The organism is Clostridioides sp. GD02367, assembly GCF_045900275.1.
Taxonomy (GTDB): domain Bacteria; phylum Bacillota; class Clostridia; order Peptostreptococcales; family Peptostreptococcaceae; genus Clostridioides; species Clostridioides difficile_A.
The window spans coordinates 340,187-354,880 of sequence record NZ_JBJODK010000003.1 but is presented as its reverse complement, the minus strand read 5'-3'; the positions used below and the strand labels follow the sequence as shown (position 1 = coordinate 354,880).

Below are 14,694 nucleotides of genomic sequence, written 5' to 3'. Positions count from 1 at the left end.
ATTACTCCTCCATTACCTTAAGATTTGGATAAAATAGTATTCCACCTTCAAGAACTTTAGTATTTGTATAGCCAAAGCGTCTTAAACGATTTTGAGCCATATAACTATTTTTACCTTTTGCGCATATAAGAAGGATTTTTTCATCCTTAGAAAGACCTTCAATTTCTCCATTAATCTCCCCAACAGGAAGATAACGTAAGCTAGGAATAGAAGGAGCTTTTGAAACATCTATTTTAGTCCAACTATCAAAGTCTTCTATTTCATCAAGTAAAACACTATCAAGTTCTCCATTAAGTTTGTTTTGTAAAACATTTACTGCTACTACAAATGGATGAATAGCAGTTGAAAAAGGCGGTGCATATGCAAGGTCCATACTTTCTAATGAATAAAGGTCAGCTCCTAAAGTTATTGCAGTGGCAGATATATCTACTATTTTATCGACAGCTCCAGGTCCCATAACTTGAACACCCAATAATTTTCTAGTATCCTTTTCAGCAACCATTCTTATAATAAAATTAGATGCACCTGGATAATAGTGAGCTTTGTCATCAGTAGCTATAGTTACAGAACAAACATTATAACCTTCTTTTTCAGCAGTTTCTTTACTTAGTCCTGTTTTTCCTGCATTGAGTTCAGGTAATTTTACTACTGTTGTTCCAAGGACACCATTGTAGGTTTTAGATTTACCAGATATATTTTGTGCACAAATTCTACCTTCATGATTTGCAGATGAACCCATAGGTGACCATGTAGGTTTATTTGTTAAAGCATTTTTTACAAATGCACAATCTCCAACTACATATATATCTTTATCGTTTGTAAGCATATATTCATCTGCAATAAGTGTTTTATTTGGAGCAAATTCTAGACCTGTATCTTTTAGAAAGTCTGTGTTAGGGCGAATCCCAACTGACATAACTACTAAATCTGTTTTAATGACTCTATTTTTAGTACGAAGTTTTTCGACCTTATTTTGACCTTCAATGCCTACAACTTGGTCACCTGTAAAAATCATTATACCTTTATCAGCCATATGATTTTCAACATATTCAGCAAAGTCGGTATCAAATCCAGGCATAACATGTTCAGCCATATCAATAACACTTACACGTATGCCCATTGCAGAAAGGTTTTCAGCGATTTCAAGACCAATAAAACCTCCACCGATAACAACAGCTCTCTTAACACCATCTCCAATAGAATCTCTTAGTGTTATAGCATCATTTGGAGTGCGCATAAAGAATACTCCAGATAAGTCAATGCCAGGTATTGGTGGTTTTATTGGGTCTGCTCCTGTAGCAATTACAAGTTTGTCATAGCTTAAATTTTCTTCTTTTCCTGTTGAAATCGTTTTCAAAATTACTTGTTTTGTGGCTCTATCAATAGAGGTAACTTCAACACCACAACGAACTTCTGCTCCTGTTAGCTTCGAAAAACTTTCAGGTGTATTGACAATTAAAGATGATTTATCTTTAATTATATTGCCAACATAGTATGGTAGACCACAACCAGCATAAGAAATATCTTCACCTTTATTTAGAATTGTAACAGAGCAGTTATCACCCATTTCACGTTTTATTTTTGCAGCAGTCTTTGTTCCAGCGGCAACTCCACCTATAATCAATACTTTCACAATATATCACACTCCAATCTCTTTTATAACTCTATGCTAAAATTATAGTTCTTGACAATACATTTGTAAAATACTAAAATATTAATAAAATCATAAGTATTTACTAATGTTTGCTAAGGTTGTGATAATATGACTATTCGCAGTCTTGAGATATTTGTTAAGGTTGCCGAGTGTGGTAAAATGAGTGAAGTAGCAAGAAATATGTATATTACACAGTCATCAGTTAGTCAAGTCATTTCAGAAATAGAAAAAGAGTATGGAGTTAAGTTATTTGAAAGAATTTCAAAAAAATTATATTTGACAGAAGCAGGAAAAAAACTTCTTGGATATGGGAGGCATCTTTTATCTATAAATGAAGAAATGAATGATTGTATGAAACACTGTGCAAAAAATATTCGTATAAAAGTTGGAGCTACAGTAACTGTTGGAACATGTGTAATAAGCCCAATAATACTAGAGTTATATAAAGTAAATCCTTTGATAGAACCAGAAGTATTTGTAGAAGATACAAGGTTGATTGCAAAGAAACTACTTAATAGTGAATTAGATATTGCCATTGTAGAGGGCAAAATAAAGCATCCAGATATTGTTACAAAAAGCATTATTAATGACCATTTAGTACTTATATGTTCTAATAAGCATGAGTTTTACAAAAGAGATTACATAAACGTTTCAGAACTTTCAAATCAACCATTAATTATGCGTGAGTTGGGAAGCGGCACAAGAGCACAGTTAGAAAATCAGTTAAAGGAATTGAAAATTCCAATGAATATTAGATGGTCATGTTATAATTCTGAAGCTATATTGAGAGCAGTTGTAGATAATTTTGGTATTGCAGTTATATCTGAATTACTTGTTGACGATTATTTAAAAAAGCATCTTTTATGGTCTTGTGATATTGAGGGTATCAATTTACAGAGGACATTCGACATTGCATATCATAAAAATAAATTTTTTACAGAAAATATCTCATCATTTTTTGATATTTCAGTAGAGTTTGGAAAAAAGCAAATGAGAAAAAAGAATAAAAAAATGAATGTTTTATAACATATTAAAAATAAAATAGGAAATAAAAAAAGAGTATATTAATATACTCTTTTTTTATTCGCCTATGCTATTAAATAGATTTAGTTTAAAAAATATCTTTACTATTTTAAATTAATATTAACCTAAATTAACACCAAAGTTTCCACATAGTCCTGCAAGACCATCTTCGAAACCAGAACCTAAAGCATTGAATTTCCATTCTTCATTATGTCTATACAATTCTGCAACTACTATTGCTGTTTCTATGCTAAAATCTTCACCTAATTCATATTTAATAAGTTCTTCGTTAGTTTCTTCATTGTAGATTCTTATATATGAATTTTCAACCTGTCCAAAATTTTGTCTTCTTGTTACAGCTTCGTTTATAGTAACTGTAAATGATATTTTAGCAATGTCTTGTGGTATTTTAGATAAGTCTACATTTATTTGTTCATCATCACCATCACCAACACCTGTTCTATTATCACCCATATATTCAACTGCTCCAGAAGCATGTTTTAAATTATTGTAGAATATAAAGTCTCCATCATTTGTAACTTTACCATTAGCACCAGTTAAAAATGCAGAAGCATCTAAATCAAAATCAAAGCCACCATCATACTTATTAGTATCCCATCCTAATCCTACTACTACTTTTTTAAGACCAGGGTTAGTTTTTGTTAAACTTACTTTTTGTCCTTTTGCCAAAGTTATACCCATTTAAAACAACTCCTTGTTATAAATTTTTTATTGTAATTATTATTAACTATATAAATTAGTTAATTCACGAAGTTCTTCATTTTGACCAATACCTAAAGCATTAAATTTCCATTCTCCATTTCTTTGATAAATTTCACCTGCCAAAACTGTGACTTTACCAGAAAAATCTTCTTGAAGGTTATACTTAAATAGTTCTTGTTTAGAATTTGCATCAATTAATCTTATAAAAGAATTATTCATTTGACCAAAATCTTGATTTCTTTTGTTAGCTTTGTATATAGAGACTCCAAAAATTATCTTATGTACATATTCTGGAATACCATCTAAATTGACCATTATCTGTTCATCATCACCTTCACCTCTTCCAGTTAAGTTATCTCCAGTGTGTATAATAGCTTTAGAAGGATGCTTAAGATTCCCAAAATAAACTAAATCACTCTTAGAACTCATTTTATCTTGGCTAGTCAATGCTATTGCAAAAGCATCTAGGTCATAATTTTTTTTACCTAGTTTGTTCATGTCCCATCCTAATCCTACAATTACATTTTTTACAGGATTATTGTCTTTTACTAAACTTACTCTTTGTCCTTTTTGTAAACTAACACTCATTTTTAGTTCTCCTTTTTGTATTTTAAGTTTTATTGGTAGTTATAAGTGTAAGAATCATATTAGCTCTATTATATACATACTTAGACTAATTTGGCTATATCTATAAACTATTTAATTGTATAATTACGTAAATATTTTAGAATGTTATATTTAAGTTCAAGTATATCTAGAAAAATTTATATAAAGTCTGGAGGTAGTTATGATGGAAGTGTTTTGGATTATTGATAATAAAATAAAAAAGAAATTTAAAAGCAGACATAATTAACATATAAAAAGCTCTGTTTATATATGTTAATTATGTTTGCCATTTGTTTTATATTTATTCTATTTTTTTAAATCCATTACCCAAAGCTTCATGTATATCTGTAATTATGATAAATGCATTAGGGTCGACATTTTTTACTAATTTTTTTAATTCGACAACTTCTTTTTTCTCAACCACCACTAAGAGCACATTCTTATTTTCTCCAGTATAAGCGCCTTCACCCTTTAGGATAGTTGCACCTCTATCTAAATCTTCCATTATTTTTTTGCTTATATCTTTTGAAAGGTCAGATATGATAGTAAATGATTTTGAATAATTAAATCCTTCAATAAGTAAGTCACTGACTTTTACTAAAATGTATAAAGCTACAGTTGAATAAAGTGCAATTTCAACCTGTCTATTTACTATACCTGATAGAACTACCACAACACAGTCAACAATACCCATCAAAACAGGTATACTAAATGTAGGAAAATATTTATTTAGTAGGAGTGCCATCAAATCAGTTCCACCTGTAGAGCCATTTATTCTAAAAATAAGACCTTGACCAACTCCCATTAAAATAGAACCAGATATAATTGCAAGATACATATCATTTGTGATATCTAGTGTAGCCATATTTGCAGTAAGCTTAAGTGCTATAGTAAGAAAAATTATTCCTAAAACTGTTTTAAAGCAATCTTTCTTTGAAAGTATTTTGTAAGCAAATATGAATAATGGAACATTTAAAATTAAATTGACAATCCAAAGTTCTATACCAAATAGTGCGTTTAAAATAACTCCAAGCCCTGTTATACCACCAGCAGCGATTGCATGTGGATTAAAAAACATGTTAAGAGAAATTGCCATTAATATACAGCCTACAATTAATATTAAAATTTCTGAAAAAGTTATTATATCTTTTTTCAATAACATCACTCCTTATATATAGATTATAATATATATTATATAGTTTTTCCAATTTTTAATAAAAAAAATAAAAATATATTATAAAAATAATTTGATTGGAATTTTCTGAAAATTAATGCTATAATTAAAAATAAATTTAAAGGGAGGTTATAAAATGGCTAAATTAACTCTAGAACATATAAAAGGAAACACGTATTATATTCCACTCCCTACAATAGTAGGTGTATATGTAGATGGTAATGATGCAACTTTAATTGATAGTGGAAATAACAAAGATACTGCTAGACAAGTCTTAAGATTGTTAGAGGAGCATAATCTAAATCCTAAATTAATAATAAACACTCATTCAAATGCAGACCATATAGGAGGAAATGCATATTTGAAGAATCAAACAAAATGCAAAATTGCTACAACTAAAATGGAAGGATATTTTACAGAAAATCCAATACTAGAATCAGCATTTTTATATGGAGGCTATCCAAGTAAAGCACTGAAAAATAAGTTTCTATTAGCAAAAGAAAGTGAAGTTGATTATATTATACCTTCAAATGGAAAAATTGTAGATACAGAACTTGAAGCTATTTCTCTTCCAGGTCATTATTTTGAAATGATTGGTATTAGAACTCCAGATGATGTTTTGTTTGTTGCAGATAGTCTTACACCAGAAAATATAATTACCAAATATCATTTTTTCTTCCTATTGGATATAGAATCACAATTTAAGACATTAGAAAAAATGAGAAGTTTAGAAGCAGATTTCTTTGTTCCAAGTCATTCTGTTAAAACTAGAGATATAAAAAATTTAATTGATATTAATAAAAATAAGATGGAAGAAATAATAGATAATATTAAAAAAGTCTGTTGTGAAGCAATTACAATTGATGAAGTTATTGAAAAAATGTGTGATTTGTATGGTGTTAAACTTGATGCTAATCAATATGTATTAGTTGGAAGTACAATACGTTCTTATATAACATATTTATATGAGAATAAAATGGTTGAATACGTGTTTGACGGTGGCAAGATGTTGATAAAAACTGTATAAACATTAGTTAGAAAGTAATGATAAAAATTAAATTTACTATCAATTTATCACAAAAAATAAACAACAGTACCTCTAAAAGCTTATAAAAGTCTTAAATATAAATTTGTTTTTTACTTTATAACAAATAAATTTTATAATGAATAAGATAAAATAATTGGTATAAATTGACTTATAATTTTATAAAAATAGATGCTTGATTATAAAATTATGTTATAATTTGTAAATAAGAGGATAGATTATAAGCAAATTAAAGAATTTATAGGGGGAAATGGTAGAGATTATGAATAAAAAATTCAAAAAATTCAGTAAAAAAATAAGTATATCAACCTTGGCTTTGACTATGTTTCTTTTTAGTAATCTAACTGTAAACGCACAGTTTAGAGAGGATTCAATAATAGGAAATGACAGATATGAAACAGCAGGGCTTATAGCAGACAAGCAGAATTATGATACTGTAATATTAGTTAATGGAGATAAAAGTTTATCTGATGGACTTTCATCAAGTGGATTGGCTGGAGCTATTAATGCACCTATACTTTTAACTAAAAAAAATGAGATACCAAAAGCTACTTCGACTAGACTAGACAATAAGACTTTGAATACTGTAAAAAAAGTATATATAATTGGTGGCTACAATACTATTGAAAATTCAGTAGAAAAAGATATAAAAGGAAAAGGTATTGAAGTTGAAAGAATAAATGGAAATAATAGAATTGAAACTAGTTACAATGTAGCAAAAAAAATAAATGAAGTTGGTAAGGTAAAAGAAGTCATGCTGACAAATGGATTTGTAGGAGAGGCTGATGCTATGAGTGTAGCACCTGTAGCTGCAAAAAACAAAGGAGCCATAATACTTACAGATGGTAAATCAATTCCATTTGGCACTGAAGACTTAAATGTGTACGCAATAGGAGGCAAGTCTGCAATAAGTGAAGACTTAGTAAAGAAAACTAATGCAACTAGAATTGGTGGCAATGATAGGTTTGAAACTAATAAAAAAGTGATAGAGAAATTTTATAATGGAGCAACAGATTTTTACATAACAAAGGGGTATCAATTGGTAGATGCGCTAACACTATCTCCTCTAGCTAAAGAAAAACCAATCGTTTTAGTTGCTGATGGAAGTAACAAAGGTATTTTAAAAGGAGCTAAAAGCATAACAAAAGTTGGAGGAATTGATGCTAATACATACAAACAATGTCTAGATGTAGTGGAATATAATGATATGAACATAACTCCAAACATTGTAAAACACCTAACTTCAATTGAAGGGAATGAAGTTTCTGAAGTATCCATAGAAATAGATAATTTAGGTGTAGTTGTTGAAAAGACAAATACTGATAAATTTGAATTTGACTATGTAAGTGTGACTAATGAAAAAAATTGTACTTTTTCTGTGAATAAAGAGAGTTCTTCCAATAATGTGAAGGATGGAAAATTGTTTGTAAGTGCTAAGAAAAAAATAGAGAAGCAAGATAGACCTTCACAAGATATGAATGGCGATAATATGATAAATGCAAATAAAGATAAAATGGTAAATGTTATAAAAATTGGGATTCCTGATAAAGAGTATTCTAATTTTAATGTAGAGGTAGAAAGAGGAACAGTAGAACTTTATAATATTAAAGGTGGAGCTACAGTTAATGTTAATGATGGAATTGCAAAAATTGTCGATAATAGTGTTACATATCCATTTAATATAAATACTAATGATGGTATTTCAGCTGTAACAGCTGAAACTATATCATCTGAAATAAAGTTTAGGTCAAATGATGGAATTGTAGATATAACAGCTACGAATATAAGTGGAGATATAAGCTTGTATGGAAAAGATGGCAAAGATAACTTTGATGGAATCTTTAAATTAAACTTGAAAAAAGAACCATCAAATTTACACTTGAAGTTGATAGGCAATGGGTTAAATAAGTTACCTGATGGTTGGTCTAAAGATTATATTTTAGGAAATGGGCATCCAGTTATTGAGGTTAAAAATAATGGCATAAACAATATAACACTTGGTGAATAAAATATATGAAAATAAAGCTTATATAATTTTTAAATTATATAAGCTTTACTTAATTATCAATATTTTACTTGTGGCATTATGTACTTAACAGTTGTCTACTTTAGTTGAATTATCTAAGATATTATAAATTTGTTTTGCGAATTGACGAGAATGTTCTTCTTTTTCTCTATCCATGAAACTAGGTTTACCTAAGTCACGCTCAACAAGCATTCCGATATATTTTAATTGAGAATGTTTACAATATCTCTTAATACCGTTTTCCCAGATGTCAGCACCTTTTTCAGGTTTATATCCACATGTTGTAATAAGTGCTAATGATTTTCCTTCCCATAATGCAGGTCCTTTTTCATCACCATAGTATTTGTTCATTCCATACACCAATCTATCAAGTAATGATTTCATTGGTGAAGTGCAGTACCAAGAGTAAATTGGAGTTGCAAAAACAAGTAAATCACACATAAGAATTTTTTTGAAAATTTTCTGAACATCATCTTCATGATAACATCCAAATTCAGAAAAATTTTTCTGACATGTCTTACATGCAGTACAAGGTTCTATCTTACAATCATATAACCATATTACTTCAACATTTGCATTATAATCTTCTAATTCCTCAATAAAAGGTTTTAGAATAGCAGCAGTATTACCTTTTTTCTTAGGACTTCCCATGAGAATACATACTTCCATATTGACACCTCCACAGTATTTTAAAATAGTTTTTAATTCTATAGCAATGTTTGTATAATAAACTTTTAAAGACAAGCTACATAGAATGAAGTTTATTTTATCATAATATCTTAAAATCAATAGTATTATATAAGTGATTTAAAAAAAACAGCTATATTTGTAACTATATAGAATGATAATAAAATTAAAATCATCCATATAAAAATATGATTCTTATATGGATATACCTTATTAAGTTTTTTCCCAATACGCACAAGTAAAATGTACATCAAAAAATATACTAAAAAACCATTAAGAATTTCATAAATAACCTCACAATTTTAAAGTTTAATATAGTTTTAGGATACTATTATAATATGATAACAACAATATCCTTTTTAAGTTTGTAATAAATTTGAAATAAATTATTTAAAAAAGTAAGTAAAAATGACTATAAATTTATAGAGAATACTCAAATAATGTTTTTAAACCATATCTTTTAATTAAAGGAAATCATTTACAGTATAAAGAACTATAGTTAATTAGATATATATAGTATTTAATTATGATAATATATAGTAGAATATATTATAGGAATAGAGTTATCTAATTTATGAATACATTTATAGGCTTGGAGGTAAAATATGTGCTTAAATGAAGAAATTCAATTTATAGAAGAACATGCACCTTGTTACATATATGATGAGACTAGTATAATCGAAAAGTGTAAAGAACTAAAAAATAATATTTTAGGTTTTGATTTTTTATATTCTATAAAAACAAATCCATATAATGAAATTGTAAAAAGTATTGTAGAACAAGGTTTTGGAGCAGATGCTGCATCAATTAATGAGGTTATACTTTCATCAAAATGTGGAGTTGCCAAAGATGATATATATTATTCATCACCAGGCAAAACAGAATCTGACATAGAAATAGCTTTAGATAAATGTATAATTATTGCAGATAGTATCACAGAAATAGAACTTATAAATAAAATCTCAAAGAAAATCGATAAGAAAACTAAAATAGGAATCAGAATAAATCCTAATTTCACCATGGATGATGATAATACTATATCAAGTAAATTTGGTATTGATATAGAAGATATTGACAGTGTCTTTAAAATGCTAAGCATTTGTGATTATATATCTGTAGTTGGAATTCACATACATATTAAATCTCAAGTATTGGATTTTAAAAAGTTGGGTTGTTATTATGAAAAATGTTTTCTTATAGCTTTAAACCTAAATAAAAGTAAATATATTAATATCGAATTTATAAATTTTGGCAGTGGGCTTGGAGTAGTGTATGATAATCTTAGAGAGAATCCTGTTAATCTTAAAGAACTTTCAAGGTTAACTAAAAAGATTGTCTTAACTAATTCAAATACATTGAAGGCAAGACTTCTTATTGAATCAGGACGCTTCATAGTCTGTAAAGCAGGTAATTATTATGTTAAGATTGTAGATATCAAAGTATCAAGAGGGAAAAAATACCTTATTATAAAAAATGGACTTAATGGATTCATGAGACCAATTATTTCTAATCTAGTTGAAAAGGTTACTTATGGGGTAGAATTAGAAGGTCAAGAACCACTATATACATCAAATAATGCATTCTCTGTTTCAGTATTAAATAATATAAAAGAAGAAGAGTATGTAAATGTTGTTGGAAATCTTTGTACTTCATTAGATGTAATAGCGAATAATGTTAAATTGAAAAAAGCAAATATAGGAGATTTGATTTCTATTAGTAATGCTGGAAGTTACTCATATTCATTATCTCCACTATTATTTTCTAGTTATGAGATTCCAAAACAATATTATAAGAGAAAAGACGGATATATTGAATAAATTATGTTTTAAATATTTAATCTAGAATAGATATAAATTTTTAGGTATAGTGATGGCTACAAATATAGTTTTAATTTAGAGCGATAAAAGGTATAGAGAGTATAATAACTCTTTATACCTTTATTTATTTTAAGAATTTACTATTTCAACAATTGTACCTTCTGGAAATAATGTTCTAAAAATAAATCTAACTAATGGCCCTGCAATTAACAGTTGTAGTGGTAATGCAACAATAAAATTGTTGGCTATATTTATAATCCATATAGTGATAAGTGTATTAGGACCCCCAATTGATTTAATAGCTCCAAATAAAGACATACAGATGACCATTCCACAAACCATACAACTCGATATAACAATAGCTTTTATAATTTGTTTAGCATCTGGATTTATAATACGAAATGCTATTTTTTTTGCGATATTAGAAACAATAAACCAGTCAAAAATCATAGCTATAACATATGTAGTTGGAAAATCCAACCAAGCACTTTTAAACGTATCTAATGAGAATTTATCATGTATAGAAATATTGTAAACGCTCATAAAAAATACCATAAAGGCACACATAAGTACTGTAAATATTAAACTTTCTTTTCTATTTTGTGGCATATTCATTTACCTCCAAGTGTAATTTATTTATATTAGGATTATACATGAAGAAAAATTTTGTCGTAAGTAAATTTTTTAAAATTTGAAATTTATTTTTTGAAATAGACATAAATGAAAATAAAAAAATTTTATTTTTTATAGTTATCCATGGAAATTGGTTTTTTTAACTTTATAATTAATAATATAAGGTAATAAAATTATAGTGTTGCCAAAAAATCAAAATATAGGGGGTGTAGTTCTATATGGAATTGTGGAAAAGAAATTTATTTGTATGTTGGATAGGGATGTTCTTTAGTTCTATAGGTATGAGCCAAATAGCACCTATACTTCCACTATATATTAAACAGTTAGGTGTAACTGATGTTGGTTTAATACAACAGTATTCAGGTATAATTTTTGGATGTACTTTTGTAGTAGCAGCATTTTTTTCACCAATTTGAGGTAAAGCTGCTGATAAATATGGAAGAAAGTCAATGCTTCTACGTGCAAGTATTGGTATGGGAATAGTGATATTTACCATGGCATTTGTACAAAATGTTTATCAGCTATTAGGATTAAGGATTCTCCAAGGCGTTTTTACGGGTTATGCTACTGCATGTACTACACTGATTGCAACTCAGACAGATAAAAATCACTCTGGTTGGGCTTTAGGTACACTTGCAACAGCATCAACTACTGGTTCCTTAATTGGACCAACAGTAGGAGGATATATAGAATCAATTTTAGGGCTTAAAAGTGTTTTTATTATAACTGGAGGATTATTATTTGTATCATTTATCATATCTATTCTATTTGTAGTAGACAATTTTAAACCTAAAGAAACAACAAAGTCAATTTCTATAATTAAAGAACCATTAAATCCATTGCCAAATAAATTTTTAATTGCATCAATTTTTGTAACTACATTTATTACTCAGCTAGCATTGTATTCTATAGAACCGATTGTAACAATATATATATCACAGCTTACAAATTTTGCATCAAACGTAGCTTTAATAGCAGGATTAACATTTTCTGCATCAGGATTGGCAAACTTATTAGCGGCTCAAAGGCTTGGAAAAATATCAGACAAAATAGGGCCTCAAAAGGTATTACTGATTTCACTTTTATGGGCAGGAGTTATATTTATACCACAAGCTTTTGTAAGAACTGCATGGCAATTGATGTTATTGAGGTTTTTATTAGGATTATCAGTAGCAGGGCTTAATCCTTCTGTAAATAGTTTATTAAAAAAAATTGCACCAGAAGAATATGTGGGGAAAATATTTGGATATAATGCATCTGCTCAGTATATAGGTTGTTCATCAGGAGCTTTTTTAGGGGGACAAATATCAGCACATTTAGGTATTAGGACAGTATTTTTTTCAACAAGTTTATTGTTATTTGTGAATGCATTTTGGATGTATAAATTTACTGGTTTATTTACTAAGAATGATGTAAAATAAACTTTAAATTTTGATGAGTAGATAAGACATGCTTCAGTATTATATAAAAAACTAATTAAGATTATATATAAAAGAATTCATTTTTATGAATTCTTTTGTTCTTATTAACCTAAAAGTTGTGCTTTGATAACTTCCTTGTGGCATTTGTTTGGCTGTTGTATAATGATAGAAATTATAAAAATATAGACTTCAATATATTTGAAGTAAGTGTTTCATTATATTTTTAAAAAACGATATGGAGGAATTTAATAATGCAAGTTGATAAAAAAAAATCTATCGCAGAACAGTCGAGAATATGTCTAATTGAATCTTTATTATCTTTGATGTCAAAAAAAGATTATAGCAGTATAACTGTAACAGAAATTGCAGAGAATGCCTTACTATCACGAAGAACATTTTATAGAAATTTTAACAGTAAGAGAGAAATACTTGAAACATATTGCCAAAATTTATGTCAGGAATATATTGAATGTTTTAAGAATGAGAGTGATTTATCATTAAGTAATGTGACAGAACTATATTTTTCATTTTGGCAAAAACATGTTGAATTTTTAACTATGCTAAATAAAAATCATCTAATGTTTTTTTTATTAGAAAAGTATAACGAGTTTCTTCCTATTATCTATAAAATCTATAAAGGAGATGATAATAAGTTTAATATTCAAGAAGAAGTTACATATGCTATACTCTTTGTTTCTGGAGGATTTTGGAATATACTATCTGAATGGCTAAAAAACGGATTTACCCAGACACCCAAAGAGATGTCTGAGATAATTCTAAAATCTATGAATTTATTTATAGAAGGTAAATAATTATAATATATAAACTAGAGCTGAAATTTTGTTCATGAAAACCTTCCTTCTAGGATATTACATTTGTGATATAAAATATGTTTTACTATAATCCACATAATTTAATTTCATGATGTAGAATAAACGATTCTTATGTAATTTATTATAGAATTATATCAAGAAATAGCTTATGGTAAAAATTGGAAAATATTATTATCGACAAAATCTTTGACTTAAAAACTATATTGCGATAGTATTAATTTAATAAAAGTATGAGAGGGGCGTTAGGCTATGACAATTTCAAAAATACCACAAGCAGAATTAAAAGTTATGAAGTTTATTTGGGAAAAAAATGATACAGTAACATCAAAAGAAACTATTGAAGCTATGGAGCAAAAATATGGATGGAAACAAACAACTACATTAACACTTTTATCAAGACTTGTTAAAAAACATTTTTTAAATGCAGAAAAAATAGATAGATATACTCATTACACAATAGTTGTTGGCCATAAAGAGTATTTAAGCGTTGAGACAAAAGATTTTTTGAGTAATATACATGATAATTCTTTACAGAGCTTGATTTCAGCATTACATGATGATGAAGTTATTGATAAAGATGTACTAGATTTATTTGAAAGTCATTTTAAAAACTTAGAAGAGGAGTAATTATATAAGTTAAAATTCTAAGTTTTTAATAGATGGCTGAAAAAATCCATAAATGGTATTATTTAATCAGTTACTCACTATTCATAAAGTAATATTAAATAGGTCCTAATTTAGTAGAGTACCTAAAACAATTGGAATAGGGAGTATCAAATTAAATGATACCACTTATCCTAGTAAATATCGATTTTTTAACATTTAAAATGATTTTATAACATATCAATATTCCTAAGTCTAAGTTATTATTTTTATTCAATCATATTAAAATCTACTTTATTATTTTTAATTGTTTAAAAGATAAATTTGTTTTTTCTTATTTATATATGAGGTAAATGTAAGAAATACTTTTTATATATTTTAAATTTATTGTTATTAATTAGATTATTAATACATCACAACTTATTTTAAAAATTTATTAAAAAAATTAA

General features: G+C 27.6%; 14 protein-coding genes. 8 read left to right on the top strand and 6 right to left on the bottom strand.

Annotated features, from left to right (window positions below; all coding sequences use genetic code 11):
- Position 1: 1 nt before the first annotated feature.
- Positions 2-1,633: an FAD-dependent oxidoreductase gene (locus Q3223_RS05915; protein WP_074179381.1), complete on the bottom strand. Its 1,632-nt coding sequence runs from the start codon at positions 1,631-1,633 to the stop codon at positions 2-4.
- 129 nt (positions 1,634-1,762) lie between these two features.
- Here Q3223_RS05915 and Q3223_RS05910 point away from each other — a divergent pair, with 129 nt between their 5' ends.
- Positions 1,763-2,680 (top strand): LysR family transcriptional regulator, encoded by a 918-nt coding sequence (locus Q3223_RS05910; RefSeq protein ID WP_167641123.1) that lies wholly within the window; start codon positions 1,763-1,765, stop codon positions 2,678-2,680.
- Between the two features lie 117 nt (positions 2,681-2,797).
- Here Q3223_RS05910 and Q3223_RS05905 read toward each other — a convergent pair whose 3' ends face one another.
- The 3 genes from Q3223_RS05905 to Q3223_RS05895 all read right to left on the bottom strand — a co-directional run bounded on the left by Q3223_RS05905 (position 2,798) and on the right by Q3223_RS05895 (position 5,168).
- Entirely contained in the window at positions 2,798-3,379 is a 582-nt protein-coding gene (locus Q3223_RS05905) for a TerD family protein (protein ID WP_054270279.1), read from the bottom strand.
- Between the two features lie 42 nt (positions 3,380-3,421).
- Positions 3,422-3,988, bottom strand: coding sequence for a TerD family protein (locus Q3223_RS05900; RefSeq protein WP_074179380.1), 567 nt, complete (start codon positions 3,986-3,988; stop codon positions 3,422-3,424).
- Positions 3,989-4,307: 319 nt separating this feature from the next.
- The gene (locus Q3223_RS05895) at positions 4,308-5,168 is read right to left on the bottom strand and encodes a YitT family protein (protein ID WP_054270281.1); all 861 of its coding nucleotides are present in this window, start codon (positions 5,166-5,168) and stop codon (positions 4,308-4,310) included.
- A 148-nt stretch (positions 5,169-5,316) separates the two neighbouring features.
- Here Q3223_RS05895 and Q3223_RS05890 point away from each other — a divergent pair, with 148 nt between their 5' ends.
- The gene (locus Q3223_RS05890; protein ID WP_407811765.1) at positions 5,317-6,207 is read left to right on the top strand and encodes an MBL fold metallo-hydrolase; all 891 of its coding nucleotides are present in this window, start codon (positions 5,317-5,319) and stop codon (positions 6,205-6,207) included.
- A gap of 268 nt (positions 6,208-6,475) precedes the next feature.
- Entirely contained in the window at positions 6,476-8,233 is a 1,758-nt protein-coding gene (locus Q3223_RS05885; protein ID WP_407811764.1) for a cell wall-binding repeat-containing protein, read from the top strand.
- Positions 8,234-8,317: 84 nt separating this feature from the next.
- Here the strand turns inward: Q3223_RS05885 and Q3223_RS05880 are convergent, their stop codons facing one another.
- Positions 8,318-8,920, bottom strand: a complete 603-nt coding sequence (locus Q3223_RS05880) for a flavodoxin family protein (RefSeq protein WP_167641089.1) — start codon at positions 8,918-8,920, stop codon at positions 8,318-8,320.
- Between the two features lie 623 nt (positions 8,921-9,543).
- Between Q3223_RS05880 and Q3223_RS05875 the strand changes: the two genes are divergently transcribed.
- Positions 9,544-10,755 carry a diaminopimelate decarboxylase family protein gene (locus Q3223_RS05875; protein WP_407811763.1) on the top strand — a complete coding sequence of 404 codons (1,212 nt, stop codon included), beginning with the start codon at positions 9,544-9,546 and terminating at the stop codon, positions 10,753-10,755.
- Positions 10,756-10,884: 129 nt separating this feature from the next.
- Here the strand turns inward: Q3223_RS05875 and Q3223_RS05870 are convergent, their stop codons facing one another.
- Positions 10,885-11,364, bottom strand: a complete 480-nt coding sequence (locus Q3223_RS05870) for a DUF2798 domain-containing protein (protein ID WP_074179376.1) — start codon at positions 11,362-11,364, stop codon at positions 10,885-10,887.
- A 242-nt stretch (positions 11,365-11,606) separates the two neighbouring features.
- Between Q3223_RS05870 and Q3223_RS05865 the strand changes: the two genes are divergently transcribed.
- The 4 genes from Q3223_RS05865 to Q3223_RS05850 all read left to right on the top strand — a co-directional run bounded on the left by Q3223_RS05865 (position 11,607) and on the right by Q3223_RS05850 (position 14,269).
- Positions 11,607-11,804, top strand: a complete 198-nt coding sequence (locus Q3223_RS05865; RefSeq protein ID WP_021384623.1) for a hypothetical protein — start codon at positions 11,607-11,609, stop codon at positions 11,802-11,804.
- 33 nt (positions 11,805-11,837) lie between these two features.
- On the top strand, positions 11,838-12,809 hold the full coding sequence (locus tag Q3223_RS05860; RefSeq protein WP_407811762.1) for an MFS transporter: 972 nt from the start codon (positions 11,838-11,840) through the stop codon (positions 12,807-12,809).
- Between the two features lie 251 nt (positions 12,810-13,060).
- Positions 13,061-13,621, top strand: coding sequence for a TetR/AcrR family transcriptional regulator (locus Q3223_RS05855; protein WP_407811761.1), 561 nt, complete (start codon positions 13,061-13,063; stop codon positions 13,619-13,621).
- Between the two features lie 270 nt (positions 13,622-13,891).
- Positions 13,892-14,269 (top strand): BlaI/MecI/CopY family transcriptional regulator, encoded by a 378-nt coding sequence (locus Q3223_RS05850; protein ID WP_054270288.1) that lies wholly within the window; start codon positions 13,892-13,894, stop codon positions 14,267-14,269.
- The last annotated feature ends 425 nt before the right edge of the window (positions 14,270-14,694 follow it).

What these genes read in the sequence shown, in the direction of transcription:
- Q3223_RS05905 (WP_054270279.1), bottom strand. Translation starts at nt 3,379, where the DNA reads ATGGGTATAACTTTGGCAAAAGGACAAAAAGTAAGTTTAACAAAAACT.
- Q3223_RS05895 (WP_054270281.1), bottom strand. Translation starts at nt 5,168, where the DNA reads ATGTTATTGAAAAAAGATATAATAACTTTTTCAGAAATTTTAATATTA.
- Q3223_RS05860 (WP_407811762.1), top strand. Translation starts at nt 11,838, where the DNA reads ATGCTTCTACGTGCAAGTATTGGTATGGGAATAGTGATATTTACCATG.
- Q3223_RS05855 (WP_407811761.1), top strand. Translation starts at nt 13,061, where the DNA reads ATGCAAGTTGATAAAAAAAAATCTATCGCAGAACAGTCGAGAATATGT.
- Q3223_RS05875 (WP_407811763.1), top strand. Translation starts at nt 9,544, where the DNA reads ATGTGCTTAAATGAAGAAATTCAATTTATAGAAGAACATGCACCTTGT.
- Q3223_RS05910 (WP_167641123.1), top strand. Translation starts at nt 1,763, where the DNA reads ATGACTATTCGCAGTCTTGAGATATTTGTTAAGGTTGCCGAGTGTGGT.
- Q3223_RS05850 (WP_054270288.1), top strand. Translation starts at nt 13,892, where the DNA reads ATGACAATTTCAAAAATACCACAAGCAGAATTAAAAGTTATGAAGTTT.
- Q3223_RS05880 (WP_167641089.1), bottom strand. Translation starts at nt 8,920, where the DNA reads ATGGAAGTATGTATTCTCATGGGAAGTCCTAAGAAAAAAGGTAATACT.
- Q3223_RS05900 (WP_074179380.1), bottom strand. Translation starts at nt 3,988, where the DNA reads ATGAGTGTTAGTTTACAAAAAGGACAAAGAGTAAGTTTAGTAAAAGAC.
- Q3223_RS05865 (WP_021384623.1), top strand. Translation starts at nt 11,607, where the DNA reads ATGGAATTGTGGAAAAGAAATTTATTTGTATGTTGGATAGGGATGTTC.
- Q3223_RS05870 (WP_074179376.1), bottom strand. Translation starts at nt 11,364, where the DNA reads ATGCCACAAAATAGAAAAGAAAGTTTAATATTTACAGTACTTATGTGT.
- Q3223_RS05890 (WP_407811765.1), top strand. Translation starts at nt 5,317, where the DNA reads ATGGCTAAATTAACTCTAGAACATATAAAAGGAAACACGTATTATATT.
- Q3223_RS05885 (WP_407811764.1), top strand. Translation starts at nt 6,476, where the DNA reads ATGGTAGAGATTATGAATAAAAAATTCAAAAAATTCAGTAAAAAAATA.